The organism is Enterobacter sp. SES19 (assembly GCF_011765665.1).
GTDB lineage: Bacteria > Pseudomonadota > Gammaproteobacteria > Enterobacterales > Enterobacteriaceae > Enterobacter > Enterobacter pseudoroggenkampii.
This window is the reverse complement of the sequence record NZ_CP050320.1, coordinates 3,923,018-3,949,874: the sequence shown is the minus strand read 5'-3', so window position 1 is coordinate 3,949,874 and position 26,857 is coordinate 3,923,018. Positions and strand designations below refer to the sequence as shown.

Below are 26,857 nucleotides of genomic sequence, written 5' to 3'. Positions count from 1 at the left end.
CGCGTGAAAGCCCCAATAAAATTGCGCCGCCGCGAGGCGGTTGAACCGGTTGATTTGCCAGACGAACTCCCGGCGCTGCTTAAGCGCCTCTACGCCAGCCGCGGCGTGCGTAGCGCTGAGGATCTTGAACGCAGCGTGAAAGGGATGCTGCCCTGGCAGCAGCTGAGCGGTATCGAAAAAGCCACTGAAATGCTCTACAACGCGCTTCGTGAGGAAACGCGGATTGTGGTGGTAGGGGATTTCGATGCCGACGGCGCAACCAGCACCGCGCTGAGCGTGCTCAGCCTGCGCGCGCTGGGCTGCGATAACGTCACGTATCTGGTGCCGAACCGTTTTGAAGATGGCTATGGCCTCAGCCCGGAAGTGGTCGATCAGGCCCACGCCCGTGGTGCACAGATGATCATGACCGTCGATAACGGGATCTCTTCCCATGCGGGCGTCGATCATGCTCACGCTTTGGGGATCCCGGTGCTGGTCACCGATCACCACCTGCCGGGCGAAACGCTGCCGGATGCGGAAGCGATTATTAATCCCAACCTGCGCGACTGCGATTTCCCGTCGAAATCCCTCGCAGGCGTGGGCGTGGCGTTTTATCTGATGCTGGCGTTACGTACCCTGTTACGCGACAAGGGCTGGTTCGACTCCCGCGGTATTGCCGTACCGAACCTGGCCGAATATCTCGATCTGGTGGCGCTGGGTACCGTCGCGGACGTGGTGCCGCTTGATACTAATAACCGCATTTTGACCTGGCAGGGCTTAAGCCGCATCCGGGCAGGCAAGTGCCGTCCGGGGATCAAGGCGCTGCTGGAAATCGCCAACCGCGACCCGCTCAAGCTGGCGGCAAGCGATTTGGGCTTTGCCCTCGGGCCGCGTCTTAACGCCGCCGGAAGGCTGGACGATATGTCCGTCGGCGTGGCGCTGCTGCTGTGCGACAACATCGGTGAAGCGCGCGTGCTGGCCAACGAGCTGGACGCGCTGAACCAGACCCGTAAAGAGATTGAGCAGGGGATGCAGGCCGAGGCGCTGACCCTGTGCGAAAAACTTGAGCGCAGCGGAGATACGCTGCCGGGCGGTCTGGCGATGTACCATCCAGAGTGGCATCAGGGCGTCGTCGGCATTCTGGCGTCGCGCATTAAAGAGCGCTTCCACCGTCCGGTGATCGCGTTCGCCCCCGCGGGCGACGGCACGCTCAAAGGCTCTGGCCGCTCAATCCAGGGTCTGCACATGCGTGATGCCCTGGAGCGTCTTGATACGCTATATCCGGGCCTGATGCTCAAGTTTGGCGGCCATGCGATGGCGGCGGGCCTGTCGCTGGAAGAGGCGAAATTCGACGAGTTCCAGCGGCTGTTTGGTGAACTGGTCACCGACTGGATCGACCCGGCCCTGTTGCAGGGGGAAGTTGTGTCCGATGGCGAGCTTTCACCGCTTGAGATGACGATGGACGTGGCGCAAATGCTCCGCGATGCCGGTCCATGGGGGCAGATGTTCCCGGAACCGCTGTTCGACGGCCGTTTCCGCCTGCTGCAACAGCGTATCGTCGGTGAACGTCATCTGAAGGTGATGGTTGAACCGGTCGGCGGCGGCCCGCTGCTGGACGGTATTGCCTTTAACGTTGACACGGCGGTATGGCCGGACAACGGCGTGCGCGAGGTCGAGCTGGCGTACAAACTGGACATCAACGAGTTTCGCGGTAACCGCACCCTTCAGATCATCATCGACAATATCTGGCCAATTTAGCGGCAGTAATCTCTATAAAAAAGGGCGTGGATTCGGTACAATCCCGCTCTTATCACCGCATTTTGACAAGTCCATAAAAGAAAACAGACCATGTTTGAAATTAATCCGGTAAAAAACCGTATTCAGGACCTCACGGAGCGCTCTGACGTTCTTAGGGGGTATCTTTGACTACGATGCCAAGAAAGAGCGTCTTGAAGAAGTAAACGCCGAGCTGGAACAGCCGGACGTCTGGAACGAGCCTGAACGCGCACAGGCGCTGGGTAAAGAGCGTTCCTCTCTCGAAGCTATCGTAGATACGCTGGATCAAATGGCCCAGGGGCTGGAAGATGTTTCCGGTTTGCTGGAGCTGGCCGTCGAAGCCGACGACGAAGAAACCTTTAACGAAGCCGTGGCAGAACTCGACGTGCTGGAAGAGAAGCTGGCGCAGCTTGAATTCCGTCGCATGTTCTCCGGCGAATACGACAGTGCTGACTGCTATCTTGATATTCAGGCAGGTTCTGGCGGTACTGAAGCGCAGGACTGGGCCAGCATGCTGACGCGCATGTACCTGCGTTGGGCAGAAGCGCGCGGCTTCAAAACTGAAATTATCGAAGAGTCTGAAGGTGAAGTGGCCGGTATTAAATCCGTCACCATCAAGATCATCGGTGACTACGCCTACGGCTGGCTGCGTACTGAAACCGGCGTTCACCGCCTGGTGCGTAAGAGCCCGTTCGACTCCGGCGGCCGTCGTCATACCTCCTTCAGCTCCGCGTTCGTTTACCCGGAAGTTGACGAAGATATCGATATCGAAATTAACCCGGCGGACCTGCGTATCGACGTTTATCGCGCATCCGGCGCGGGCGGCCAGCACGTTAACCGTACGGAATCGGCGGTGCGTATTACCCACATTCCAACCGGGCTGGTCACGCAATGCCAGAACGACCGTTCCCAGCATAAGAACAAAGACCAGGCCATGAAGCAGATGAAAGCGAAGCTTTATGAGCTGGAGATGCAGAAGAAAAATGCTGAGAAACAGGCGATGGAAGACAACAAGTCCGACATCGGCTGGGGCAGCCAGATCCGTTCTTACGTCCTAGATGACTCCCGCATCAAAGACCTGCGTACCGGGGTTGAAACCCGCAACACGCAGGCGGTGCTGGACGGCAGCCTGGACCAATTTATCGAAGCAAGTTTGAAAGCAGGGTTATGAGGAACCAACATGTCTGAACAACAAGCACAGGGCGCTGACGCGGTAGTCGATCTTAACAACGAACTGAAAACCCGCCGCGAGAAGCTGGCAGCGCTGCGCGAGCAGGGCGTGCCGTTCCCGAACGATTTTCGTCGTGACCATACCTCAGACCAACTGCACGCTGACTTCGACGGCAAAGAAAACGAAGAGCTGGAAGCGCTGAACGTTGAAGTGTCCGTTGCTGGCCGTATGATGACCCGCCGCATTATGGGTAAAGCCTCTTTCGTGACGCTGCAGGACGTGGGTGGCCGCATTCAGCTGTACGTTTCTCGTGACGACCTGCCGGAAGGCATCTACAACGAGCAGTTCAAGAAATGGGACCTGGGCGATATCCTGGGCGCGAAAGGTAAGCTGTTCAAAACCAAGACCGGCGAGCTGTCCATTCACTGCACCGAACTGCGTCTGCTGACCAAAGCTCTGCGCCCGCTGCCGGACAAATTCCACGGCCTGCAGGATCAGGAAGCGCGCTATCGTCAGCGTTACCTGGATCTCATCTCTAACGATGAATCCCGTAAGACCTTCAAAATTCGCTCCCAGATCATGGCGGGTATCCGCCAGTTCATGGTGAACCGCGACTTTATGGAAGTGGAAACCCCGATGATGCAGGTGATCCCTGGCGGCGCGTCTGCGCGTCCGTTCATCACCCATCACAACGCCCTGGACCTGGACATGTACCTGCGTATCGCGCCGGAACTGTACCTGAAGCGTCTGGTGGTTGGTGGTTTTGACCGCGTGTTCGAAATCAACCGTAACTTCCGTAACGAAGGTATCTCCGTTCGTCATAACCCAGAGTTCACCATGATGGAACTCTATATGGCGTATGCGGATTACAAAGATCTGATCGAGCTGACCGAATCCCTGTTCCGCACCCTGGCGCAGGACATTCTGGGCACCACCGAAGTGCCTTACGGTGAAGAAGTCTTCGACTTCGGTAAGCCTTTCGAAAAACTGACCATGCGCGAAGCGATCAAGAAATACCGTCCTGAAACCAACATGGCGGATCTGGATAACTTCGATTCTGCGAAAGCGATCGCCGACAGCATCGGTATCAAGGTTGAGAAGAGCTGGGGTCTGGGCCGTATCGTGACCGAGATCTTCGAAGAAGTGGCCGAAGCGCACCTGATTCAGCCGACCTTCATCACCGAATACCCGGCTGAAGTCTCTCCGCTGGCACGTCGTAATGACCAGAACCCGGAGATCACTGACCGCTTCGAATTCTTCATCGGCGGCCGTGAGATCGGCAACGGCTTTAGCGAGCTGAACGATGCGGAAGACCAGGCTCAGCGCTTCCAGGATCAGGTTGACGCGAAAGCGGCAGGCGACGACGAAGCGATGTTCTTCGACGAAGACTACGTGACCGCGCTGGAGCACGGTCTGCCACCAACGGCGGGTCTGGGGATTGGTATCGACCGTATGGTAATGCTGTTCACTAACAGCCACACCATCCGCGACGTGATCCTGTTCCCGGCGATGCGCCCGGTGAAATAAGACATTAAGATGTAAAAAAAGCCCCGAAAGGGGCTTTTTTATTGCGCCGCGAAGGCTTTGAGTTTTTCGCGGGCGGTCGTCGCTTCCATGACCATCCACGGGCTAAAGGCCCAGGGCGTCGCGTCCAGCGCGCGGAATAGCGCGTCCAGCTCAACCCACTGATAGTCCATCACTTCATCTTCGTTTATCGTCACGTCATTGGTGATGCGGGCGGCGAATACCGGGCAAATTTCGTTTTCCACGATCCCGGACGGGTCGGTTTCCCGATAGCGAAATTCAGGGGCGACGGCGGTGATATCGGTCAGTTCCGCGCCCACTTCAAAGCGGCAGCGGCGGATTATCGCCTGTATCGTCTCTTCGCCGGACTGTGGGTGGCCGCAGACGGAGTTGGTCCAGACGCCGGGCCAGGCTTTTTTGCTTAAGGCGCGCCGGGTGATCAGACATTCGCCTTTTGCGTTAAAAAGCCAGGAAGAGAAAGCCAGATGCAGCGGGGTATGTAACGTGTGCGCGGCATATTTTTCCTGAGTGCCAATCACCATTCCCTGGTCGTTTACCAAAATAACGTGTTCTTGAATACTCATTGATGCTCCAGTGCCAAAATGCCGAGTGGTTCAGCACCATCAGCCGAAGCATTATACTGCATTCTTATACGAACGGTTTGGCTCGTAGAGCGGAAAAGGGCATGACCCCTGTTCGTTTTGGCTGTTATCATAGGGCGCCATTCACGCTGACCGAGGATCTGTTTTGTTTGCAGGAAGCCTGACGAAAAATCCCATTACCGCTGTTTTTTGCCTGACGTTGACGCTATTCCTGGCGGGCTGTTCAGGGAGCAAATCTTCGGATACGGGAAGCTATTCCGGTTCGGTCTACACCGTCAAACGCGGGGACACCCTGTACCGGATTTCGCGCGCAACGGGGAGCAGCGTGAAGGATCTGGCGCGGCTGAATAACCTCTCGCCGCCCTACACCATCGAGGTGGGGCAGCAGCTGAAGGTGAGCGGCGGAACGTCCTCGGGTAAAAAGTCCTCTTCGAAAGGCAAAACCGCCAAAGTGACGCCGTCCTATCAGGTGCCGCAATCGTCATGGCCGCCGGTTGGACAGCGCTGCTGGATTTGGCCTGCCAGCGGTAAAGTGGTCGCCCCTTACTCACTCTCTGAAGGTGGTAACAAGGGTATTGATATCGCCGCTGCGCGCGGTACGCCGGTTTATGCCTCCGGGGCCGGGAAGGTGGTTTACGTGGGTAACCAGCTGCGCGGCTACGGTAACCTGATCATGATTAAGCATGGCGAAGACTACATCACGGCCTATGCGCACAACGACACGATGCTGGTCAACAACGGGCAGAACGTCAAAGCAGGGCAGAAGATTGCCACCATGGGCAGCACCGGTACGGATGCGGTGAAGCTGCATTTCCAGATTCGCTATAAGGCGACGGCCATCGATCCGCAGCGTTATCTTCCTGCGCCTGGCAGCAAACCGAAGTGCTAAGTGATTATTTAATCGCCGGTTAGTTGTGAAGAGGCTTGTATGAAGGTGCGTAAGGTCTATAATGCCTTACGCACCTCAAAGCGGGCGTAGTTCAATGGTAGAACGAGAGCTTCCCAAGCTCTATACGAGGGTTCGATTCCCTTCGCCCGCTCCAATCTCCTGATAAATCAATAAGTTATGATTTAGCAGTTAGTTACGTTGCCCCGCTTTAGCAGGTACAACTTAAACTACCCATTGTTCTACACCCGCACCTGTCGCGTGATTGGTCTGTGGTACAAGGGAGCATATCATCACGCTGGCGGTGGTTCCAAGTTCTTACCGCGACAGCAAAACAACGAACAAAAAGCCGCATACCTGGCATAACTCCCGAACAGATTGATCATACGCATTTAAGCCCGATGTGCGGCCTTGTGGCTGCGTAAACAGGTGTATAGTGGTAAACGTACCTGCACACGATATGCAGGCCCTGCCAGCGCTTCGCTCACTCTCCGAAAGGTACACGAGCACCCTGATAAGGTGTGATCCCTCTGACAATCTGATTTGGTCACTGGTGACTTTCGCAAAGCGAAACCAACCAGGTTGGCCTGATGCAGTCGCTATGCTCCGCTTGTTGCTTGTACCACTAACGGGGCTTTATGGCTTCTATTGTCTGAAATCTGATACATTGCACAAACATCATGTGGATTACTGTAAAGTTCATCACTATGATTATGTGTGCCATTGCCAGTTAAGAAATGCGGAGAGGACAATATGGATGTTACTGATGAGGCTTTGTTGGGTTCTGGCTTTACACCGTCGGATTTGAAGAAGATAAAGAACAACGTTGAAAGCTATGGTGGAACGTTGGGGAATGCAATCAGGGACCTGGCCAGGCGATTTATTCTTGCCGTGTGGGTTGTATCCGGTTGCCTTGCTGTATTCATTTTTCTTGTGATGTTCGCATCTGAGCAGAGTGTTTTCTCTGGTGCTATTGGCCTTTCTTGTGGCGCAGCGGTTGCAATTTTTATACAACCGCCTGTACTTGCTTATAAATCTTGGCGATTCTGTAGAGCGAACAAATCTTAATTAGTACTGTTATCAGTAGCCAGAAGATCAAAAATGACTTTCGCTTTGACACCATATCCAGCGATTTTCATGGTTAGCTTAGGCTTGCTCATTGTGTCAACTTTTCGGTAGTAATCACGCGGCAGCCAACGGAATAATCGCCAAGCTCCGGGTTTCCTTGCTAAGCCGAAGATACTATATACACTCGCCCCTAGAGTCACCGTATTATAAAGAGCTAATCCACTTTTTGGGCTAAACCCCATAAATTGTGCGGTCTCCATTGCGCCATCAGCAAAAATTCCTTCCGATTTGGATTGTTCACCATAGCGAAGATGGCTTGCTTCTTTTGTTATACCGTTAATACCATCAACAAATAAAACTGCTCCTGCAAGAACTCCAATAGGGGTCATAGTGGACATCATAACCATCCCACCAAATAATGCTGCTCCAGATACCACTATATGGATTGCCGAAATCACGTATCCGACGATTTTATTGTTTTCCCTGACAAACTCGACCTTTGCATAAAGTTGGGCGGCTCTGGTTCTTAACAAGCGTTCTTGTTCTTGCAGATTATCTGTTTCGGCACGCAGATTTTTGATGCATGCAATGCATTCTTCATCGGTTTTGGCCCGTCGTGCAGTTTCAAATTCTTTCTCTACAACCTGCCTTATCTCTTCGACAAACTTGATACGTGTTATCCCATCTTGCAAATAGAATGCTGATAGCCGATTGGCAGTTTCGACGAGTTTCCGGGCTTCCAGATTTACCATGGTATCTGACCATGTTCTGTTCCAGCCCCTGTTGAGCAGCGCAATATCCATTAAAGACTCCTTCCCAAAATGTGTCTGGTCATTTTACGTGCAATAAGGTCGAAGACAACAGGAAACACTTTCACAACCCGCCCCCGTGGGTGTCCCGTTGCTTTATCCTTCCAGTTTACATTCTCCTGTTCAAAATATCCCCGGCTCTATTGGTGATCTGCTAGACCGTCAGCCCAGGCCCTCGGTGAAAAGCGCTTTTCTTCGACAAATATCGCTACGTGATGCCTTCAGCGACACGCCTCACTGCAACAAGCAGGGCAGTTACACAATGCTGCTTTGGGCTGACGCAAGGGAGATAACTTGATGTTTTGAAGTGCGTCTGTTCACTAATTGCTCGGTTATTTAACATATTCTTTGTTATGCGAACTGATAATGTGGTAGCTAAATTGAGATGTCCGCATCTGACCATATACATGTCCGTGCTATAGCCTCACTCCAGCGATCATTGCTTTCAAAGGATAAGACGCGGAATGGAGTTTTTCTCGATGAACGATGTGAACCGACTCGGGATCCTTCAGGACGTGATTGACCGTTGTCTTACTACACGTCCCGCGGCCAGCCGGCTCGGTACATTTACTTATGCTTGGGCAATGATAGATGCTTACAAAAAATAGCAATAATAAATTTTCCTGCAGAATGTGATGTTGGGCCATGTACATGAATTCTGTTTTGATGTGGCTCAAACTTACCATGCCATTCACAATAATGCGTGGTTTTGTTAATAACTATCTCTCTTTCTTTTCGACATTTTTCATTTTTTCTAACATCTGGTTTTTCAGGCGCTACACATAATCCTAAGGCTTGGAATCGTTCTTCAATTAGTTCATTGGTTGGCTTCTGACCTATTGTTGAATTAATTGTATCGGTAATATGTATCGCAGGAGGTGGAGCGGAATAAATCCAATTACCATAATCGTTGAATACTTCTAAATATTTTTTTAGTTTTTGATAAACAGAAGAATAGCCGCCCTCAAACGAGTCTATTCCGTCCCATACACCTTTGAAGAAATATAAATCAGGATAAAGATGGCTTGAAAGAATATGTAAGTTTTCCTGGGTATCCCTTACTGTCGATAATGCACACTCTCTCCAGAATGTTAAATTGCTTTTTTCAGAATTAACAAAGTAAATTTCTAATTGTCCATATGTTGACGAAACCGGAAGCTTTGATTTATCCCTGAGTGATATACAGGCGAAAGGGGTATTGTTAATCAAGTTATGATAAGCATAAGCATAATCAAGTCCGACAATTGCACCAGAACTATCAGTGACATCACTTTTTAGAAAGGTAGGGGGCCATAAATTTTCCATATCCTCATAAAAACATCCACGATTTATATATGACGCTAATTCATCTTTGATTCCCTTGTCGATTTCAGCAGATTCTGGAGAGCAAAGGAATGTCCAAAGATCCATTCCCCTACATACATTTTTGCTCTGAAATTCATTACCGAAAAAGAATTCTTCTCCACGTTCCTTAGCGATATATAGCCTATCTAGGAAGTTTTCTAAAATATTAGCAATTTCTGGACATGAGAGATTTATAAAATCCCAGTCAGATGAATCAATAACGAATGACATTTTATATTCTGCTCCGTCTAAATTTACCGAGAGTAGCTGTATCTAGTTGGTATTGATCGAAGAAAGAGTTTGGCCATCCAGATAAACCGCCATATTCAGTAAAATGTAACTCAGTAATTGATGGTTCTTTTTCGTTATTATCAAAAAATAAAACATTTGCATCTTTATGTGAAATGTTATTTTTAGCTGCTATAGATTTTCTTATACCATTAAGGACATGATCTGAGTGAGTCTCCACTAAAACCTGAACCCCTTTCGCAGATAACCAACCAATATACTCTCCAATTTTTGATTGGCCAGCAGGATGCAAATGAGCTTCTGGGTTTTCAATTGTAAGCAGACCATTCTCTTTAATTACTAAACCTGCAAGAATTATTGGTAAAACATATGTTACCCCAAACCCCATGTTTGAAGCTTTAACCCACTCTCCATTTTCAACTTTGAATTGTAGTGAGGAAGATGTATTTGATCCATATTTTTCTGAGCGTACTTTAATAGGTCTAAAAATTTCAGAAAGCCATCTTTCCAATTGGTAGTTCAAAAAAACAGCTTCATTTTCTGGAGTGTCAGGATGAGTTCTGGAGGCGTGATTAATAGGCATTAAACCAATGCTATCTATAAGCTGTGCACAATATTCCCCTCTAATTCCAAGCTCTAGTTCTTGATGATGCTTTGACGTGAATTTATATTCCGCTTTTGGGCCAAATCGTTCCGCTGACAAATATATAAACGATCTGTTTTCTGTATTAAAATACTCTCCAGAGTAAAAATACTTCACATCCAAATATAAAGAAAATAAATTTGAAGATGTAAATTTGAACTCACCATGCACTCCATTATTAAATTCAAGGGAGATATCAATCTCTTCCTTTCCATTACGCCAGTTCATTATATCTTGTACTGTCCCAAGATCAACGCCATAAGCGGTGTCTAATGGTACTGTATTGTGACCTTTAGAGGCTTCATGAGATAACAAAATTGCTTGAATAAGTGATGATTTACCTGCACCATTTACTCCAGCTAAAATTGTTAGATTTTTTAGTGGAAAGGTTTCACAAATGAATCGCTTGAAACCTTCAATCTTAACTGTTTTAATCATTAAGTATACTCTTTAATTCATTTATTGGTTTGGTTAATCTTGCTATTACCGCGCTAGGTGAACCGGTGCTCACAGTTACAGACTTCAGATAGTTCTCATCTTTGAATAGCTCAAGTAAGGATTGTTTTACTTCCTCTTTCTTATCTATAAGTTTGTTATAAGGAAATAAAGACAAAGCGATACTTTGAGATTCAAAAATAGCTCTATTTATAGGCCCTCGTTTTTTACCTTCTTCTATTCTTCGAAATGCGTTATCGCCAAGAATATCATATGCACTTCTCATCGACGATATGAAGCTTTGATAAAGTAAATCTAACTCATCGTCACTAATAGGGGCTAGATCCGACTCCTCAGATTTTCTTCCATCAAGCCGACGTGTAAAATCGATCAAAAAACGGTCTAAGCTTGCATAATTTCTATACTCATCAATAGAAGTCATTTTGAATGCGCAATACCGTAAGACCAACTCCTGATTAGTCATACGTCCGCTATCGCGTACTTTTATACCATCAACTGAATTCCAAAAATTCCAGCCGGTAGCATTATCAAAAAAGTCATTCTCTGAAAGTAATTTCAAATATTCTCTTGCACGTGATGTGCTCATAGCATGTCTTATTTCTTGCGGCTTGAGCGGGCTACCTAAAGTATTTACCCTGCTAAATATATCGTATTTAATACCATTGGGTGTTGATGGCTCGATTACATGAACTACAATTTGAGTAGCCCTGAAACGCCTCAATTCTAGAGAAGGGAGGTTTTCAAAATTAATTCCATCTAAATGCTTAAGATACTCTAAATGTTGGGATTGCAATGAATATAAATTATTCATGAAAGAAGATATAGTACTTAATCTTTGCACTCCATCGACTATCTGAAATGATCCGTCAGATTCCTGATTGAAATAGAAAGCTGGCAAAGGAATGCCTAATAATACTGATTCAATCAATCTAATCTTTTGTTGAGTGCTCCAGACGTAATCACGCTGGAAGTCGGGTGAGAGATCAATATCCTTATCGTTTATTTGGTCCACTACTTCACGTAGGGAAAAATGCTTTGTTGTAATTCTTATTTTTTCAGGATCCCAAGGATGTGCAGATGGAGAATCATCAAATTTCTCCATTTCGACTTTCAGTTCCTTGTCTATGGTTACTACAACATTAGCGTTCGCTTCGTCAAATTCTTCATCAGCAATCATTTTTCATCTCACATAACTAAGCTTGTATTTTACATTATATCTTTAAAAATTTGCTCTGGAAAACCCGTGTATGATTTTGTTCTAAAACATCTAAAATTTTGTTTTCTACTTACTAAAATGTACCTTTGAAAAGTAGACTCTCTGCGGTACGCTTTTCGGAATCATTCACCTCGATTTTTCACGCAGCGCGCCGGAGGACTTCCGCCCCGGACGGGCCCTGAATGTCCTGATACCCGATGATGATCCTGAGCTTAACCTGTCGCTGGCTGTCATTCTGCCCAATGAGAATTTCATGCCGATGCTGCCCGGAGGTAAAGACCCGGTTAATCCTGCCCAGTCCTACCTGCTTTCCCTCAACTTTGCCCGCAGTTGGCTGACCAGGGCCTCGTTCCTTGGCATTGTTGCCGGCATGCTCGGGGCCGCTTCCCTGAGTCCTACAGCTGGGGCAGCCTGCGGCGCCATTACGTAATGGCCGTCACGAAACTTCTGCGCGATACCGGCCGTGCCACTGCCACCATCTGCGGCAGTCCAGGGCATTCCGCAATTTCAGTAAGTCGGGCAAGTGCAGACGTTGTTGACATCGGAAAAGTAACATTTGAGAGGTAGATTGCATGCTCTCACCTGTCAAAGCAAAAAGGCTGCATCCCGCAGCCTTTTCTTTTCAAATTACCCTTTCGGGAACACCCAAACATGCTTCTCAGGCAGCGAAAGATGGCAGTGCTGCGGATCCCGAACCTCATGCCCATACGCGCGGATCACAAAATCATCCCCCACCGTGCGGAACAGGTACTCCCAGCGGTCGCCAAGGTACATGCTGGTGAGCAGCGGTAGCTCAAGCTGATTTTCCCCTGGTCCCTCGACCACCGCCACGCGCTCGACGCGGATCACCGCCGTGGCGTCATTACCGCTCTGCACCCCTTCGCCCGCCTGGCCCCACAGCACCCAGCCTTTCCCTTCAATACGCGCTTTGCCGTCGCGTACTTCGGTGACCTTGCCGTGCAGGCGGTTGTTGCTGCCCATAAACTCGGCGGTAAACAGCGTCTTCGGCGAGCCGTACATCTCCTGCGGCGTGCCTTGCTGTTCGATCTTGCCGTTGTTCAGCAGCAGGATGCGGTCGGAAATGGACATCGCTTCGTTCTGGTCGTGCGTCACCATCAACGCGGACAGCCCGAGCTTGATAATCAGCTCGCGCAGGAACACGCGGGCTTCTTCGCGCAGCTTGGCGTCGAGGTTGGAAAGCGGCTCGTCCAGCAAAATCACCGGCGGGTTGTACACCAGCGCGCGGCCAATCGCCACGCGCTGCTGCTGCCCACCGGAGAGCTGGTGCGGGTGACGTTTGCCAAGATGGCCCAGACCAAGCTGGTCCAGCACGTCCTGCACGCGCTGCTGGATCTCTTTGGCCGGGACTTTGCGCAGCTTGAGCGGATAGGCCACGTTCTCAAACACGGTTTTGTGCGGCCACAGGGCATAGGACTGAAATACCAGCCCCAGGTTACGCTCTTCCGCCGGGACCTCACTGCGCGGCGTGCCGTCGTAAACTTTATTGTTGCCAATCACAATCGAGCCCTGGGTCGGTTTTTCCAGACCCGCGACGGCGCGGAGCAGGGTGGTTTTGCCGCTGCCGGAGGGGCCTAACAGGGAGACCACTTCGCCGCGCTTCAGGTTCATGGAGACACCTTTTAAAACAGGATTGTCGCCGTAGGTTAAGTGCAGATCGTCAACCGCTAATTCAATCATGTATTTTCACTCCGAAACGAAGGGCAATGCCCAGACCTACCACGACCAGCAGGATATTAATGAAAGAGAGCGCCGCCACGATATCAATGGCACCCGCGGCCCAGAGGGAAACCAGCATCGAGCCGATGGTCTCCGTGCCGGGCGAAAGCAGATACACACCCGTTGAGTATTCGCGCTCAAAGATCAGGAACATCAGCAGCCACGAACCGATAAGGCCGTAGCGGGAGAGCGGAATGGTGACGTGGCGGGTGATCTGCCCGCGCGTCGCCCCGGTGCTGCGCGCCGCCTCTTCAAGCTCCGGCCCTACCTGCAGCAGCGTGGAAGAGATGAGCCTCAGCCCGTAAGCCATCCACACCACGGTATAGGCCAGCCAGACGCTGAAAATAGTGCTGCGCAGCGAGCGTAGCCAGACGATGACGTTTTCACGCATCCAGTCGGTCCAGGCGAACCCGGAAAGCCAGCCGGATTTCAGCGAGTTATCCAGCCACATCGGCAGGAACAGGAACACCCACAGGAAGGCCAGACCCGCCAGCAGGCCAGGCACGGCGCGCGGCACCAGCACGCTGTAGTCCAGGAAACGCGTGGTGTTATCAGGCTTGCGGTGCATGGCAATGCCGACAAACAGGTAGCACACCACGGCCAGCGCGCCGCCAATGACGCCAATCGCCATGGAGTTGACGATGGCGCGCAGCAGGTTGGGCTGCGCCCAGATGGTGCGGAAGGTGTTCAGAGAAAGCTCGTCCCACAGCGAAACGCCCACGCCCCAGTTGGAGATAAACGCGCGCAGCACCACGCCGAGCAATGGAACGCCAATGGTGACGGTGAGCCAGAAGGCAATCACCGCGCCAGCCACCCAGCGCCATTTACCCAGCGGCAGCGCGCGTGCCTGCGAGGCCTTGCCCTTCATGGTGACGAAGCGGTTGGCGGTACGCATCAGTCGACGCTGGAGCATCACCAGCGGGATGGTGATGCAGATCAGCACCACGGCAACCGCTGCCATCAGGTTATAAGATGGGGTGCCCATCTTGTTCGTAAGCTTATAGAGATAGGTCGCCAGCACCATGTTGCCTTCCGGGTCGCCGAGGACCAGCATCAGGCCGAACACCTCCAGCCCCAGGAAGAACAGCAGCACGGTGGCGTACAGAATAGATGGGCGCACCATCGGCAGGCTGACGGAGGTCATCACCTGCCAGGGCGACGCGCCCGCGGTGCGCGCGGCTTCTTCCACATCGGACCCCACGCTGCGCAGTGCAGACGAGATATACAGATAGGCGTGCGGGACGTGCGTCAGGCCGGCGATGACCACAATGCTCGACATGTCGTAGATGTTCCACGGCACAAAGCCAATCAGCGCCTCTGCCCACTGGGAGAGAAAGCCCACCGGACCGGCGGCCACCACGTAGCCGAAGCCCAGCACCATCGGTGAAACGAAAATCGGCACCAGGATCAGCGGCTCAATCAACCGGCGGCCGGGCAGGTCGGTACGCACCATCAGAAACGCCAGCACGCCGCCCAGCGGAATAGAGATAAAGACCAGCCCGAAAGCCAGAATAAAGCCGCTTTTCAGGGCCTTATAAAAATCAGGGTCGGTGAAAATAAAATCAAATGATTCAAAGCTCCACTCTTTTGACGGCGAAAAGAACGGCGCGGACAGGAAGCTCTGTATCACGATAAACGACAGCGGCGTGTAGATAACCAGGGCGGTTATCAGCACGACGATGCCTCGCGGCAGGCTTTGCCACTTTCTGCGTAATGTATTCATGGGGTATCCCTGGTGTTGCAGCCCAGAAAAACGAACTCAGTCGATAAGGAAGCGCGGCGACCAGCGCCGCGCTCAGACGCTTATTTACCGGCGGCGGTACGCCACTCTTTGATGTACTCGAGGCGTTTTTTCGGCTGCAGGTATTCCAGCAGGGTTTCATCAACCGGGATCGGCTTCAGCGCGTTGCCGAGGATTTTTGTCAGGCCGTCGATATCATTCTTGCCTTCGATATCGTTACGAATGGAGGGGATGTCCGCCTGATTGGCCAGAATGTTTTGCCCTTGTTCAGAGAGCACGTAGTCCAGCCACAGTTTTGCGGCATTGCCGTTTTGCGCCTGCTGGCTGATGAACGAAACGCGCGACAGCACCAGGGTGTAATCCTTCGGATAGGAGATGCCGAGTGACGGATCGTTCTTCGCACGCGCTTCCGCATAAGAACCGAGGATGTTGAAGCCGATCAGGTTTTCACCGGAGGAGACGCGCTCCATCATGGTGCCGGTAGACGACTGCACCGACAGGCCCCCTTTGGCGACGTCGGCCAGGGTCTTAAAGTAGTTTGGATCGGCGTTGTGATCCTGCACCGAGAGCATAAAGCCCAGACCCGATTTTTCGATATCGTAGGTAGTGACTTTGTTCTTGAATTTGTCCGTCTGGCTGGCAATCAGCTTCGCCAGCGCGGCGTGAGAATCCGGCACGTCACCGGCCGGGATCAGACGCTTGTTGTAGATAAAGACCACCGGCTCATAGGTGGTGCCGTAGGCCTTATCTTTCCAGACCGCCCATTTCGGCAGCTGGCTTTGCTCCGGAGATTTATACTCCATGGCGTAGTCGGTGGCGAGCTTCAGGCCGGTGTCCATCGAGGAGCTCCAGACCACGTCGCCGCTCACGCCGCCGGAAGCCTGTTCGCTGATGAAACGGTTGTACAGCTCGGTGCTGTTCATGTCGTTGTATTCAACTTTAATGCCCGGGTAGGTTTTTTCGAAGCCCTGGATCAGCGGTCCGGCAGCTTTGATGTCGGTGGTGGAATAGATGACAACCTTGCCCTCTTTCGTGGCGGCATCAACCACTTTTTGATACTCAGCAGGATAGCCCTGCGGCAGGGCAGAGAGTGCAGAAGCAGAGAACAGTACAGTAGCGGTAAGCAGAGAAATTCGGAACGTGTTCGACATTATAGTTAACCTTTTAGTTACATTTGAGGAACTAATTGTCAACATAGCGTATCGGGCTCCACCCACAATAGGGGGGAGCGGATAATGATACCGAAGTGTGATTGTCGCCGTCGTTTCAGCAATTAACACCATAAAATCCGCGAACGTTAGCTTACGAACGGTTCTGGATTACGGTTTATCGGGGGCTTTGCGGTATAACCGGCGTGGATGACCAATATTGCCATACAGCATTTCGACGCTGATTAATCCGCTCTCCACGCAATATTCAAGATAGCGACGCCCCGTGGTTTTGCTGATCCCCACGTTTTCCACCACCTCCTCAACCGACATCGCATTGTCGGGATGTTCGGCGAACAGGCGTTTAATGCGTTCCAGCGTCTGGGGCTCAATACCCTTCGTGGACGGCGTAGCTGAGGATTCCGCGGCAGGCAGATTAAACAGGCGATCCAGCGCATGCTGGTCGACAACCTTCACCTGCTGCACGGTATGGATGAAGCGCATAAACCGCTCCAGCGAGGCGTGCAGGCGCTGGAAAAAGACGGGCTTGATGAGGTAGTCAAACGCGCCGCTGCGCATGGCGTGGCTGCAGGTTTGCATATCGCTGGCGGCGGTGATGAAGATCACCGAGCATTCGTAGCTTTTCAGCAGCGGGTTATCGATGAGCTCCACGCCTTTACCGTCCGGAAGATAGTTGTCTAGCAGGATAAGCCGCGGCTGATGCTGACGAATCAGGCTGCATGCCTGCTCAATCGACGCGGCGATGCCCACCACGCGCAAATGAAAATTCTGCTCGATATACTCGCGATGCAGCTCCGCCAGGTGCGGCTCATCTTCAACGATCACAACATCAAGTGCTCGGGTCATGCTTTTGCCCATTCGGAATAAACACAGAAAAAATAGTACCCTGCGGCGTGTTGTCGGCAATCTCAATACTGCCGCCAGCCTTGTCGATATATCCTGCCACCAGAAACAGGCCAATACCGTGCTCGGTGCCCACAATGTCGTTTTCGCTGTCCGGTTTGCTGCTGAACCCCTGGCGGAAGATATGCGGCTTCATCGCATCCTCCACCCCGCAGCCCCGGTCGGCCACCTCGATCAGCAGATCCTGGTTACGGTCAGAAATGTAAAGCTCCACCGGCGCGGGTACCGGTGCCTTAAGGGTCGCGTCCACCGCGTTATCCAGCAGATTACCAATAACCGACATCAGCTCCGTTTCGTTGAGCGTGGCAGGCATGCGGGTGAGCTGGCAGGCGGGATCAAACAGCAGCTCGATCCCTTTCTCGCGCGCGCTGACGTATTTCCCGAGCAGCAGCCCACACAGTGCAGGAGAGGAAAAGCGAGCGGAGACAAAATCCAGCACCCGCTGCGCGCCTTCAGACTGTACCTGGATGTAACGGAGCGCCTCGTCATAGTGTTTCATCTGCAGTAATCCTACCAGCGTGGCGGTCCAGTTCAGCTGCTCGTGGCGCATAATGCGCAGGTTATCCGCATAGCGCTTGATCTGACTGAGCTGGCTGCTGAGGGTGTTGATGTCATTTTTGTCGCGAAAGCTGTAGACCCAGCCGCTTTCAACGCCGGGGTCGACCTCAATCGCCACGCGGTTGACGATCACCTCGCGCTGGTTAAGAACGGCAATCTGGTCGTGGCGGCCAGCGCTCACCGAGGCGTAGCGCTGAGATAAAAAGCCCGGTGACGTCTGCAGAACGTCTTCCAGCGGTTTGCCGATAAGTTCTTTCTCACTTTGCCGAATATCCAGCATTTCTCGTGCGGCGCGGTTAATTAAAATCAGCTGCTTCTCTTCATTGACGGCAAATACCCCCTCATACATGGCTTCTAATAGCGCGCGCTGCTGTAAAACCAGCTGAGCGATATCTTTCGGCTCCAGTCGGAACATCTGTTTTTTAAGATTGCGGGTAAACAGCCAGGAGAACATAAACAGCAGCAGAAGAAGACCCGCGCCGTAAAGCCCGGACTGCCAGAGAATGCGGGCATTAATATTGGCAATATAGGATGTCAGATAGCCGACCGAGACAATGCCAATCACCTGGTGCTGCGCGTTAAAGATCGGCGCTTTGCTGCGTAGCGACACGCCAATCCCACCCTGACGCACGGAAATAATGGTTTTGCCCTTTAACACCTCCGCATTGTCCCCGCCGATCATCGGTAAATTAATACGCTCCGGGGATTCCGAATGATAAAGGTGCTGTTCCTCGGTATCGCCAATCACAATGTAGCTGGCATCGCTTTCGGCGCGCAGGGGCTGAATTAACCGGGCGATGCCGGGGATATCTCTGGCCGCAACCATTGCCGCCAGACCCGGCATCAGCGCGATCTGGCTGGCCTGAACCCGGGCGCGCTGGCCGAGATCGTGATGGAGCTGTCGGTCAATAAAATGAAACAGGATTGTTCCCAGCAGAACTAACAGCAGGCAGGAGAAGCACACCAGCGCTAAAAACAGCTTTACCTGAAAAGAGAGTCTGCGTTTCATTCAACCTGCGGAAGTTATGTAAAAGTGACATTTGCCGAGCCTGACATGCGCCAGTAGTGGACGCAATCTGGCGAGAAAAGAGTTGTGACCTGGCTTTTCGTTTTCGGCGTTATACCCTAAATAATTCGAGTTGCAGGACAAAACGGCTTGCCGTTTTGTCCTGCAGCTTGAAGTATGACGGGTATATAGCCATCAGGATCCCGTAAGGCTATGCTTCATTCAGCACGATAATAATTACAGAGGCAATGTCATGGATAAAGAACTACTGGATGCGGGTTACCGGGCCTATACCGGCGAGAAAATTGACGTTTACTTCAATACCGGGATCTGCAAACACTCCGGTAACTGCGTGCGTGGGAGCGCAAAGCTGTTTAATCTGAAACGTAAACCGTGGATTATTCCCGATGAAGTGGACGTTGAAACGGTTGTCCGCGTGATTGATACCTGCCCGAGCGGTGCGCTGAAGTATCGCCAAAAATAAGCGAGGAACCATGGATATTCTGGAAGGCCATAACAAGTTTTACGTGAATGATGCGAACGGTAATCAGGTCGCGGAGATTGTCTTCGTGCCGACCGGCGAGCACCTGAGCATCATTGAGCATACCGATGTGGATGAGAGCCTGAAAGGGCAGGGGGTCGGTAAACAGTTGGTGGCAAAAGTGGTGGAGAAGATGCGCGGTGAGAACCGCAAAATTATTCCGCTGTGCCCGTTCGCGAAGCATGAGTTTGATAAAACGCGGGAATATGACGATATTCGCGCGTAAATAACACCGGCGATGGCCGGTGTTTTTTTATCTCACCTGCTCATACAGCAATACCAGCGCTATCAGCACCATCAACCCTCCCGATGCCCTGCTCACCAGACGCGCCGCCTGTGGTCGGGTCGCCAGCACCGCTTTCGAACCATACCCCACCAGCAGATAGACCAGCGTACAGGTGATAAGGTGCATCATCCCAAGCGCAGACATCTGCATCGCTATCGACCAGCTTCCGGTCGGGTCTGTAAACTGCGGAAGCAGGGCCAGGAACAGCAAAAAAACCTTCGGGTTTAGGCCGCTAATGCAGAGCCCTTTCACCGCCCACTGCGTCCAGTTTCCCGCGTGTTGGGTGGTCTTTTCCGGTGCGGCCGGGTGACGCAGCAACGTTATGCCAAGCCACAGGAGATACAGCGCTCCCGCCACGGTCAGCCCGGCTAACGCCAGCGGATGTTGGGCAATCAGTACCCCCACGCCTGCCACCACAATCAACGTGGCTAACAGATGCCCTGACATCAGCCCCAGCACCGCCGGTACCACGCGTCGCCCGTTAATCCCGGCGCTAATGGCGTAGGCCCAGTCGGCGCCTGGCGTCATGATGAGCAGAAACGAAACCACCCAAAAGCCGGCCACAATACTCATTTCCATCGTTCTGAAAACTCCCGCAGTGCGTTAAACGTTGCGAAAAAGAATATCGTTAACCCTGCGAAATAGGCTTTCAATGTTATGCTGATAACACGGTGAAATTGAGAAAATCTTCCAAATGGACAGCATCGATCGAAAAATTCTTGCGGCGCTCCAGTCTGATGGACGCCTGTCGCTTACCGAGCTGGCTGAGCGGGTTAATCTGAGCCTCTCACCCTGCCATCGTCGCGTGCGGGCGCTGGAGCAAAGCGGGGCCATAACGGGATACCGTGCCAGCCTGGATCCGGCTAAAATGGGGTTTAACTTCCTGGCGATCGTCTTTGCGACGCTGAAAGAGGGGGACCGAAAGGCGGTTAGCGCGTTTGAAGCGGCGGTGGAGGAAATTCCGCAGATCGTGCTGGCGCAGCGTCTGTTTGGCGATCCCGATTATCTGATGCACGTCGTGACCCGCGACCTCTCCGCTTTCCAGAAGCTCTATGACGAGAAGCTTTCCGCCATGCCTGGCGTGCAGCATCTTCGCTCTACGCTGGTGATGAAAACGGTGGTGCAGGACAGACCTTTTCCGCTGGACGTCACGGGACGAGACTGAATGACATGCCCGGCAGAGCGCCGGGCATCAAAGGAGATTAGCCGACAAACATCACCGACACGCACAGCACCCCGACGATCAGCGTCAGCAGGTTGCCAATGGAACGGTACTGTTTCAGGGAAGGGATCAGATACGTCGACAGCGTCGGCATGATAAACAGGATCATGGCGATAAGCGGGCCGCTGATGGCGTAAATCATCGAAATGGCGTTCGGGTTAATGCAGCAGACGGCAAAGGTGATTAACGACACCCCCATAATGGATATCGCGCGGTTAAAGGCGCGGCTCTTTTTCACGCCCACCTGATTGAGCGACGACTTCACGATTTCCGTTGCCCCTTCAATCACCCCAAAATAGGTGCCGAGGAACGATTTCGACATCGCAATAATCGCCACGATAATCCCGGAAATCCCCAACCACGCCGGTGAAGAAGGCATCATCGACAGCGCGGACAGGATCGTCACCCCTTGCTCTTTGGCGGTCACAATGTACGACGGTGGAATAGAGAGCAGGCAGCTGAAGACAAAGAACAGCACGCTCAGGCAGATAATCAGGTACGCCACCTTCATGATTTTCTTGCATTTATCCATTGCGCCGTCGGCAAATTTCTCGCGACGGTCAACGGCAAATGTGGAGATAATCGGGGTATGGCTGAACGCAAACACCATCACCGGAATCGAAATCCAGACCTGGTGCAGCGTATGGCGATCGACGGCCATCTGGCTGGTCAGCAGCGAAGGTTGCCAGCTGCCGATCAGATAGAGCGAGACAAAAAGGAAGTAGGCAATCAGCGGAAACACCAGGAAGCCCATCACTTTTATCGTGATATGCCGTCCCATCAGGAAGATCAGATTCAGGACCAGCACCACCCCCAGGCTGACCAGCACGCGAACGGCGGTATCCACCGTCAGGTGTTTTGCCAGCTGTTCCGTGAGTGAGTTGGTGATGGCCACCGCATAAATCTGCACCACCACAAAGAAGGCGATGAAATAGAGCGTGGTGATCAGATTGCCAATCTTCCTGCCGTAGTAGTGCGACACGGCGCCGGTGATCCCTTCGTTGCCTTTTGTTTTGGACGACAGGATAAATTGCGCCAGCGCCCGGTGCGGCCAGTAGGTTAAGGGATAGGCCACGAGGGCAGTAATAAACAGGACGATAGCGCCTGCTGAGCCCAGCTGAATGGGCAAAAACAGCGTTCCTGCGCCCACGGCCGTGCCGTAGAGAGCGAAACTCCAGAGAGTCTCATCTTTTGACCAAATTTTCGACATTAGAGCAACGTATCAACTATCAAACCATCGGAATGGAGTGCAATTTACCATAGTTATGCACGGAGAGCGCAGTTGCTTCGAAGGAGTTTGGCCGGAACGGGCGTCCGGCCAGAGGCGGTTTAGCCTGCCAGGGCGCGCCGTTGCTGGCGACGCTTAAGAAATTTATCGCGAAGGCAATCGTATGCCCAGTTGTAGAACATGGTGTACGGCAGGAAGAACAGGAAGAAACCTATTTCCAGCGTGAATGCCTGAAGCAGGGTGACGCCCAGCACGGCGGCGACAATCGACACGCCAATCACAATAAACCCGCATTCAAACCCCAGCGCATGCAGCGCACGCACTTTTGCCGTACGTTTGACGCGCTGAACCGGCCAGAAACGGTCGAAGCCGAAGTTATAAATAATGTTCCACAGCATGGCGATGGTGGCCAGAATAATGGTCAACCCCCCCATCTCCACCACGGAACGTTGCATGAGCCACGCCGCCGTAGGGGCGAGGATCGCCGTCGCAATCCCTTCAAAACAGACAGCATGAAAGATCCGCTCCGGCAGTTTACGTTGGAGTGCATCCTGATGTTGCATAATCACAGACCTCATTAATTCGCCGGTATAGGCGTTGATGTGGCCTATTTTCATCGCTAAAGCTGATATATTAAAGATAGTATCCATCGCTAAAACAGATAGGTTATGCGCTATTCACCCGAAGCCCTTAATGCATTTGTCGAGACCGTTGCGGCGGGCTCTTTTTCTGCGGCCGCCCGCCGGCTGCGTAAAAGCCAGTCGACGATCAGCACGTCCATTGCCAATCTTGAAGCCGATCTCGGTTTCGAGCTGTTTGACCGCTCGGCGCGCCAGCCGGTGTTAACGGTCCAGGGAGAACAGGTGTTGGGCTACGTGCAGGCTATCCTGGCCGCCAGCACGCGGCTGGACGAGCTGGCGGTGTCGTTAACGGCGCAAACGGAGGCGCGTCTGACGTTTGTCCTTTCCGATACCCTTAACCCGGACGTGCTGGAAGAGATGATGAAACAGTTTGACGCGCGCTTTCCCCATACGGAATTCGAATGTCTGATTGGCGAGGAGGAGGACGTGATCGATCTGCTGCAAAAGGAGCGCGCGCAGGTTGGCCTCACCGAAGCGCGAGACGGTTATCCTACGGATATCGGCGCTATACGGCTGCCGATGCAGACCCGCATGGCGATCTATGTCGCAACCACGCATCCGCTGGCCGGACAACATGACGTTCAGCGTGACGAGCTCCACGGCTGGCGAGAGCTGCGGCTGAGCACCTATCTGGAGCGCGAGGCGGAGATCGCGCGCGGGCCCGTCTGGTCAGCCCCGAATTACCTGTTACTCTTGAGTATGGCGGTTCAGGGATTTGGCTGGTGCGTCTTGCCGTGCGCGCTGGTAGATGAGTTTGCCGCCGCGAAATCCCTGGTACAGCTCAATGTTCCCGGCTGGCCGCGGGCGATCGGCATCGATCTGCTGTGGAATAAGCGATCCCCTCCCGGCGTTGCCGGAAGCTGGCTGCGGCAGTATCTGCAGGATGCACGCTGATCCTTGTGATTAAACTCACTATTTTTAAACAATTAAGATAATTGCCAGTAACAATCCTCTACTATCGTCATGTCATTTAACACAGAGGTCGTGATGAAAGATGTCGTAATAGTGGGTGCGTTGCGTACAGCTATCGGCTGTTTTCAGGGAGCGCTTGCGCGTCACTCGGCGGTTGACCTGGGGAGCGTGGTGGTGAAAGCGCTGGTGGAACGTAGCGGGATCGCAGCACATGAAGTTGATGAGGTGATCCTGGGACAGGTCCTCACGGCCGGTGCCGGGCAAAACCCTGCGCGTCAGGCGGCGCTGAAGGGCGGGCTGCCCAATACCGTCTCCGCCATCACCATTAACGACGTCTGTGGCTCAGGATTAAAAGCGCTGCATCTCGCGACGCAGGCCATTCAGTGTGGTGAAGCGGACGTGATCATTGCGGGCGGGCAGGAGAATATGAGCCGCGCGCCGCACGTGTTGACCGACAGCCGTACCGGCGCACAGCTGGGCAACAGTCAGCTGCTCGACAGCCTGGTGCATGACGGGCTGTGGGATGCGTTCAATGACTATCATATGGGCGTGACGGCGGAAAACCTGGCGCGCGAGTACGGCATCAGCCGTGAAGTGCAGGATGCCTACGCGCTGAGCTCGCAGCAAAAAGCGCGTGCGGCGATTGATTCCGGTCGTTTTCGTGACGAAATTGTCCCTGTCAGCACGCAGCGTCAGAGCGGTGAGTTTATTGTCGTGGATACCGATGAACAGCCGCGCACCGACGCCAGTGCTGAAGGGCTGGCGAGGCTGAATCCTGCGTTTGAAATGCAGGGATCGGTGACGGCGGGAAATGCCTCTTCCATTAACGACGGCGCTGCCGCCGTCATGATGATGAGCGAAAGCAAAGCCCTCGAACTCGATCTTCCCGTGCTGGCCCGCATTAAGGCGTTCGCCAGCGTGGGGGTTGATCCTGCGTTAATGGGGATCGCACCGGTCTACGCGACCCGCCGCTGTCTGGAGCGTGCCGGGTGGCAGCTTTCGGATGTGGATCTGATCGAAGTGAACGAAGCCTACGCCGCGCAGGCGATCTCCGTCGGAAAAATGCTGGAGTGGGATCCCCTTCGGGTCAACGTTAACGGCGGCGCGATCGCGCTGGGGCACCCGATCGGGGCGTCCGGCTGCCGGATCCTGGTTTCGCTGGTCCACGAAATGAAAAAGCGCAATGCCCGCAAAGGGATTGCCACACTATGTATAGGCGGCGGGCAAGGGGTGGCACTGGCCATCGAACGCTAACTTCTCCTTATTGAAAATGACCTCCTCCGGGAGGTTTTTTTTCGCGCCCTTTTTCTCCCGACGGTTTAATTGTGATCCGAATATCATTTTCGTCATAAACAAAAATAAAAATGAAACGTTGTTTTAAATATAATTGAAAAGCCCGCTTTATGCCGATAGTATGTGTTCAATATGAAAAACGGAACGCTGTTTCGTTTATTTCCGCCTTCGGGCATGACCACATCTGGAGGTTACCGTGGACGTCAGAGAAAGCATCCACAGCGCGCACGCCAAAACGCTGGATACTCAGGGGCTGCGCAAGGCATTTTTAGTCGAGCAGATATTCGAGGCCGACAGGTACACCATGGTTTACAGCCATATCGACCGTATTATTGTGGGCGGCATTATGCCCGTCACGAAAACCGTCTCCGTGGGCGGCGAGGTCGGTAAACAGCTGGGCGTGAGCTATTTCCTCGAGCGTCGCGAGCTGGGGGTGATCAACATCGGCGGGCCGGGCACCATCACCGTAGACGGACACTGCTATGAGATTGGCCATCGCGAGGCACTGTACGTGGGTAAAGGGGCGAAAGACGTGGTCTTTGCCAGCATCGACGCCAGCAAGCCTGCGAAGTTTTACTACAACTGCGCGCCGGCTCACACCACCTGTCCAACCAAAAAAGTGACCCCGGCAGACGTCGCACCCGTGACGCTGGGCGACAACCTCACCAGCAACCGCCGCACCATCAATAAATACTTCGTGCCGGACGTGCTGGAGACCTGCCAGCTCAGCATGGGATTGACCGAGCTTGCGCCAGGTAACCTGTGGAACACCATGCCGTGCCATACCCACGAGCGCCGAATGGAGGTCTACTTCTACTTCAACATGGAGGAAGACGCCTGCGTGTTCCACATGATGGGACAGCCGCAGGAAACGCGCCATATCGTGATGCACAACGAGCAGGCGGTGATTTCACCGAGCTGGTCTATTCACTCCGGCGTAGGGACGAAAGCCTACACCTTTATCTGGGGAATGGTGGGCGAAAATCAGGTCTTCGATGATATGGACCATGTTGCGGTCAGCGATTTGCGCTAGTCGCGGGCAGTGAAGCATAAACCTGCCTGTGAGTGACAGGCTCTGAAAGAGTAAGGAATAAACATGATTCTGGATGCATTCTCTCTGCAGGGGAAAGTGGCTGTGGTTTCCGGCTGTGACACCGGGCTGGGGCAGGGGATGGCGCTAGGCCTGGCGGAAGCGGGCTGCGATATCGTCGGAATTAATATCGTTGAACCGACTGAAACCCTCGAACGCGTGACGGCGCTGGGGCGCCGTTTCCTGAGCCTGACCGCCGACCTGCGTAAAATCGATGCCATTCCTGAACTGCTGGATCGCGCGGTGGCGGAATTCGGTCATATCGACATTCTGGTCAACAATGCCGGGCTGATTCGCCGCGAAGATGCGATCAGCTTCAGCGAGCGCGACTGGGACGACGTGATGGATTTGAACATCAAGAGCGTATTTTTTATGTCCCAGGCGGCGGCAAAGCACTTTATCGCGCAGGGGAACGGCGGCAAGATCGTGAATATTGCCTCCATGCTCTCGTTCCAGGGCGGTATCCGCGTGCCGTCTTACACCGCGTCCAAAAGCGCCGTGATGGGCGTGACCCGCCTTCTGGCAAACGAGTGGGCGAAACACAACATCAATGTGAATGCGATTGCGCCGGGCTACATGGCGACCAACAATACGCAGCAGCTGCGTGCTGACGAGCAGCGTAGCGCGGAAATCCTCGACCGCATTCCGGCGGGGCGCTGGGGGCTTCCGCGCGATCTGATGGGGCCGGTGGTCTTTCTGGCCTCGTCGGCATCGGATTACATCAACGGCTACACCGTGGCGGTCGATGGCGGATGGCTGGCGCGCTAATTCCACCTGCATGACGAACCTCTGCCCTCGGGTGGAGGT

At 53.0% G+C, this 26,857-nt stretch carries 25 protein-coding genes, 1 tRNA gene and 1 pseudogene; 14 read left to right on the top strand and 13 right to left on the bottom strand.

Annotated elements, in window-relative coordinates; all coding sequences use genetic code 11:
• Window positions 1-3 precede the first annotated feature (3 nt).
• From recJ to lysS, 3 genes are all read left to right on the top strand, one after another.
• Complete coding sequence (gene recJ / locus GXP72_RS18720) at window positions 4-1,737, top strand: single-stranded-DNA-specific exonuclease RecJ (RefSeq protein WP_090418569.1); 1,734 nt, start codon at window positions 4-6, stop codon at window positions 1,735-1,737.
• A gap of 90 nt (window positions 1,738-1,827) precedes the next feature.
• Window positions 1,828-2,926 (top strand): peptide chain release factor 2 gene (gene prfB, locus GXP72_RS18715; RefSeq protein WP_096059326.1). Its coding sequence is split into 2 segments (ribosomal slippage): window positions 1,828-1,902 and window positions 1,904-2,926, totalling 1,098 coding nucleotides; the frame shifts between segments, so codons are not numbered across the junction.
• A 9-nt stretch (window positions 2,927-2,935) separates the two neighbouring features.
• Complete coding sequence (gene lysS / locus GXP72_RS18710; protein WP_090418566.1) at window positions 2,936-4,453, top strand: lysine--tRNA ligase; 1,518 nt, start codon at window positions 2,936-2,938, stop codon at window positions 4,451-4,453.
• A 38-nt stretch (window positions 4,454-4,491) separates the two neighbouring features.
• Here lysS and idi read toward each other — a convergent pair whose 3' ends face one another.
• The gene (idi, locus tag GXP72_RS18705) at window positions 4,492-5,034 is read right to left on the bottom strand and encodes an isopentenyl-diphosphate Delta-isomerase (protein WP_090418563.1); all 543 of its coding nucleotides are present in this window, start codon (window positions 5,032-5,034) and stop codon (window positions 4,492-4,494) included.
• Between the two features lie 163 nt (window positions 5,035-5,197).
• On the opposite strand from idi, the gene actS reads away from it, so the two are divergent.
• From actS to GXP72_RS18690, 3 genes are all read left to right on the top strand, one after another.
• Entirely contained in the window at window positions 5,198-5,941 is a 744-nt protein-coding gene (gene actS, locus GXP72_RS18700) for an amidase activator ActS (protein WP_208763243.1), read from the top strand.
• 80 nt (window positions 5,942-6,021) lie between these two features.
• A tRNA-Gly gene (locus tag GXP72_RS18695) sits at window positions 6,022-6,095 on the top strand.
• Between the two features lie 596 nt (window positions 6,096-6,691).
• Complete coding sequence (locus GXP72_RS18690) at window positions 6,692-7,006, top strand: hypothetical protein (protein ID WP_090418557.1); 315 nt, start codon at window positions 6,692-6,694, stop codon at window positions 7,004-7,006.
• Here the strand turns inward: GXP72_RS18690 and GXP72_RS18685 are convergent.
• The 4 genes from GXP72_RS18685 to GXP72_RS18670 form a co-directional block, all read right to left on the bottom strand.
• Window positions 7,003-7,809, bottom strand: coding sequence for a DUF4225 domain-containing protein (locus GXP72_RS18685; protein ID WP_090418554.1), 807 nt, complete (start codon window positions 7,807-7,809; stop codon window positions 7,003-7,005). The two genes, GXP72_RS18690 and GXP72_RS18685, sit on opposite strands and share 4 nt — an antisense overlap.
• Before the next feature lie 573 nt (window positions 7,810-8,382).
• On the bottom strand, window positions 8,383-9,390 hold the full coding sequence (locus GXP72_RS18680) for a hypothetical protein (RefSeq protein ID WP_139210902.1): 1,008 nt from the start codon (window positions 9,388-9,390) through the stop codon (window positions 8,383-8,385).
• 1 nt (window position 9,391) lies between these two features.
• Entirely contained in the window at window positions 9,392-10,489 is a 1,098-nt protein-coding gene (locus GXP72_RS18675) for a DUF3696 domain-containing protein (RefSeq protein ID WP_208763242.1), read from the bottom strand.
• A complete protein-coding gene (locus GXP72_RS18670) occupies window positions 10,482-11,684 on the bottom strand; it encodes a DUF262 domain-containing protein (protein ID WP_090418551.1) in 1,203 nt (400 codons plus the stop codon). The genes GXP72_RS18675 and GXP72_RS18670 overlap by 8 nt, the downstream gene beginning before the upstream one ends.
• Window positions 11,685-11,946: 262 nt before the next feature.
• On the opposite strand from GXP72_RS18670, the pseudogene GXP72_RS22745 reads away from it, so the two are divergent.
• Window positions 11,947-12,203 (top strand): annotated as a pseudogene (locus tag GXP72_RS22745) (integrase); the annotation flags it as partial.
• A 147-nt stretch (window positions 12,204-12,350) separates the two neighbouring features.
• Here GXP72_RS22745 and GXP72_RS18665 read toward each other — a convergent pair.
• The 5 genes from GXP72_RS18665 to GXP72_RS18645 all read right to left on the bottom strand — a co-directional run bounded on the left by GXP72_RS18665 (window position 12,351) and on the right by GXP72_RS18645 (window position 18,840).
• Window positions 12,351-13,421 carry an ABC transporter ATP-binding protein gene (locus tag GXP72_RS18665; protein WP_032648170.1) on the bottom strand — a complete coding sequence of 357 codons (1,071 nt, stop codon included), beginning with the start codon at window positions 13,419-13,421 and terminating at the stop codon, window positions 12,351-12,353.
• Window positions 13,414-15,183 carry an iron ABC transporter permease gene (locus GXP72_RS18660; protein ID WP_023294491.1) on the bottom strand — a complete coding sequence of 590 codons (1,770 nt, stop codon included), beginning with the start codon at window positions 15,181-15,183 and terminating at the stop codon, window positions 13,414-13,416. Before GXP72_RS18660 ends, GXP72_RS18665 begins: the two co-directional genes overlap by 8 nt.
• 80 nt (window positions 15,184-15,263) lie before the next feature.
• Window positions 15,264-16,352, bottom strand: a complete 1,089-nt coding sequence (locus tag GXP72_RS18655) for an ABC transporter substrate-binding protein (protein WP_090418548.1) — start codon at window positions 16,350-16,352, stop codon at window positions 15,264-15,266.
• 168 nt (window positions 16,353-16,520) lie between these two features.
• The gene (locus GXP72_RS18650; RefSeq protein ID WP_024909323.1) at window positions 16,521-17,216 is read right to left on the bottom strand and encodes a response regulator; all 696 of its coding nucleotides are present in this window, start codon (window positions 17,214-17,216) and stop codon (window positions 16,521-16,523) included.
• Entirely contained in the window at window positions 17,200-18,840 is a 1,641-nt protein-coding gene (locus tag GXP72_RS18645) for a sensor histidine kinase (RefSeq protein WP_090418546.1), read from the bottom strand. Before GXP72_RS18645 ends, GXP72_RS18650 begins: the two co-directional genes overlap by 17 nt.
• A gap of 250 nt (window positions 18,841-19,090) precedes the next feature.
• Between GXP72_RS18645 and yjdI the strand changes: the two genes are divergently transcribed.
• Window positions 19,091-19,321 carry a 4Fe-4S mono-cluster protein YjdI gene (gene yjdI / locus GXP72_RS18640; RefSeq protein WP_008499689.1) on the top strand — a complete coding sequence of 77 codons (231 nt, stop codon included), beginning with the start codon at window positions 19,091-19,093 and terminating at the stop codon, window positions 19,319-19,321.
• A gap of 10 nt (window positions 19,322-19,331) precedes the next feature.
• Window positions 19,332-19,604 carry a GNAT family N-acetyltransferase gene (locus GXP72_RS18635; RefSeq protein WP_008499687.1) on the top strand — a complete coding sequence of 91 codons (273 nt, stop codon included), beginning with the start codon at window positions 19,332-19,334 and terminating at the stop codon, window positions 19,602-19,604.
• A 27-nt stretch (window positions 19,605-19,631) separates the two neighbouring features.
• Here GXP72_RS18635 and GXP72_RS18630 read toward each other — a convergent pair whose 3' ends face one another.
• Window positions 19,632-20,243, bottom strand: a complete 612-nt coding sequence (locus GXP72_RS18630) for a LysE family translocator (RefSeq protein ID WP_090418543.1) — start codon at window positions 20,241-20,243, stop codon at window positions 19,632-19,634.
• 115 nt (window positions 20,244-20,358) lie between these two features.
• Here GXP72_RS18630 and GXP72_RS18625 point away from each other — a divergent pair, with 115 nt between their 5' ends.
• Window positions 20,359-20,829 carry an Lrp/AsnC family transcriptional regulator gene (locus tag GXP72_RS18625; RefSeq protein ID WP_090418540.1) on the top strand — a complete coding sequence of 157 codons (471 nt, stop codon included), beginning with the start codon at window positions 20,359-20,361 and terminating at the stop codon, window positions 20,827-20,829.
• A 37-nt stretch (window positions 20,830-20,866) separates the two neighbouring features.
• Here GXP72_RS18625 and GXP72_RS18620 read toward each other — a convergent pair whose 3' ends face one another.
• Window positions 20,867-22,096, bottom strand: a complete 1,230-nt coding sequence (locus GXP72_RS18620; protein WP_024909319.1) for an amino acid permease — start codon at window positions 22,094-22,096, stop codon at window positions 20,867-20,869.
• A gap of 119 nt (window positions 22,097-22,215) precedes the next feature.
• Window positions 22,216-22,677: a multidrug/biocide efflux PACE transporter gene (locus GXP72_RS18615; RefSeq protein WP_090418932.1), complete on the bottom strand. Its 462-nt coding sequence runs from the start codon at window positions 22,675-22,677 to the stop codon at window positions 22,216-22,218.
• Window positions 22,678-22,782: 105 nt separating this feature from the next.
• On the opposite strand from GXP72_RS18615, the gene GXP72_RS18610 reads away from it, so the two are divergent.
• From GXP72_RS18610 to kduD, 4 genes are all read left to right on the top strand, one after another.
• Complete coding sequence (locus tag GXP72_RS18610) at window positions 22,783-23,649, top strand: LysR family transcriptional regulator (RefSeq protein WP_061714517.1); 867 nt, start codon at window positions 22,783-22,785, stop codon at window positions 23,647-23,649.
• Between the two features lie 93 nt (window positions 23,650-23,742).
• A complete protein-coding gene (locus GXP72_RS18605) occupies window positions 23,743-24,921 on the top strand; it encodes an acetyl-CoA C-acetyltransferase (RefSeq protein ID WP_024909316.1) in 1,179 nt (392 codons plus the stop codon).
• A gap of 235 nt (window positions 24,922-25,156) precedes the next feature.
• The gene (gene kduI / locus GXP72_RS18600) at window positions 25,157-25,993 is read left to right on the top strand and encodes a 5-dehydro-4-deoxy-D-glucuronate isomerase (protein WP_024909315.1); all 837 of its coding nucleotides are present in this window, start codon (window positions 25,157-25,159) and stop codon (window positions 25,991-25,993) included.
• A 63-nt stretch (window positions 25,994-26,056) separates the two neighbouring features.
• Entirely contained in the window at window positions 26,057-26,818 is a 762-nt protein-coding gene (gene kduD / locus GXP72_RS18595) for a 2-dehydro-3-deoxy-D-gluconate 5-dehydrogenase KduD (protein WP_024909314.1), read from the top strand.
• Window positions 26,819-26,857: the final 39 nt, after the last annotated feature.

Coding starts and splice junctions, on each gene's coding strand:
- GXP72_RS18645 (WP_090418546.1), bottom strand. CDS start 18,840: ATGAAACGCAGACTCTCTTTTCAGGTAAAGCTGTTTTTAGCGCTGGTG.
- GXP72_RS18680 (WP_139210902.1), bottom strand. CDS start 9,390: ATGTCATTCGTTATTGATTCATCTGACTGGGATTTTATAAATCTCTCA.
- yjdI (WP_008499689.1), top strand. CDS start 19,091: ATGGATAAAGAACTACTGGATGCGGGTTACCGGGCCTATACCGGCGAG.
- GXP72_RS18670 (WP_090418551.1), bottom strand. CDS start 11,684: ATGATTGCTGATGAAGAATTTGACGAAGCGAACGCTAATGTTGTAGTA.
- GXP72_RS18685 (WP_090418554.1), bottom strand. CDS start 7,809: ATGGATATTGCGCTGCTCAACAGGGGCTGGAACAGAACATGGTCAGAT.
- GXP72_RS18660 (WP_023294491.1), bottom strand. CDS start 15,183: ATGAATACATTACGCAGAAAGTGGCAAAGCCTGCCGCGAGGCATCGTC.
- GXP72_RS18690 (WP_090418557.1), top strand. CDS start 6,692: ATGGATGTTACTGATGAGGCTTTGTTGGGTTCTGGCTTTACACCGTCG.
- GXP72_RS18620 (WP_024909319.1), bottom strand. CDS start 22,096: ATGTCGAAAATTTGGTCAAAAGATGAGACTCTCTGGAGTTTCGCTCTC.
- GXP72_RS18615 (WP_090418932.1), bottom strand. CDS start 22,677: ATGCAACATCAGGATGCACTCCAACGTAAACTGCCGGAGCGGATCTTT.
- GXP72_RS18635 (WP_008499687.1), top strand. CDS start 19,332: ATGGATATTCTGGAAGGCCATAACAAGTTTTACGTGAATGATGCGAAC.
- GXP72_RS18665 (WP_032648170.1), bottom strand. CDS start 13,421: ATGATTGAATTAGCGGTTGACGATCTGCACTTAACCTACGGCGACAAT.
- idi (WP_090418563.1), bottom strand. CDS start 5,034: ATGAGTATTCAAGAACACGTTATTTTGGTAAACGACCAGGGAATGGTG.
- lysS (WP_090418566.1), top strand. CDS start 2,936: ATGTCTGAACAACAAGCACAGGGCGCTGACGCGGTAGTCGATCTTAAC.
- GXP72_RS18675 (WP_208763242.1), bottom strand. CDS start 10,489: ATGATTAAAACAGTTAAGATTGAAGGTTTCAAGCGATTCATTTGTGAA.
- GXP72_RS18630 (WP_090418543.1), bottom strand. CDS start 20,243: ATGGAAATGAGTATTGTGGCCGGCTTTTGGGTGGTTTCGTTTCTGCTC.
- GXP72_RS18605 (WP_024909316.1), top strand. CDS start 23,743: ATGAAAGATGTCGTAATAGTGGGTGCGTTGCGTACAGCTATCGGCTGT.
- GXP72_RS18625 (WP_090418540.1), top strand. CDS start 20,359: ATGGACAGCATCGATCGAAAAATTCTTGCGGCGCTCCAGTCTGATGGA.
- GXP72_RS18655 (WP_090418548.1), bottom strand. CDS start 16,352: ATGTCGAACACGTTCCGAATTTCTCTGCTTACCGCTACTGTACTGTTC.
- GXP72_RS18650 (WP_024909323.1), bottom strand. CDS start 17,216: ATGACCCGAGCACTTGATGTTGTGATCGTTGAAGATGAGCCGCACCTG.
- kduD (WP_024909314.1), top strand. CDS start 26,057: ATGATTCTGGATGCATTCTCTCTGCAGGGGAAAGTGGCTGTGGTTTCC.
- GXP72_RS18610 (WP_061714517.1), top strand. CDS start 22,783: ATGCGCTATTCACCCGAAGCCCTTAATGCATTTGTCGAGACCGTTGCG.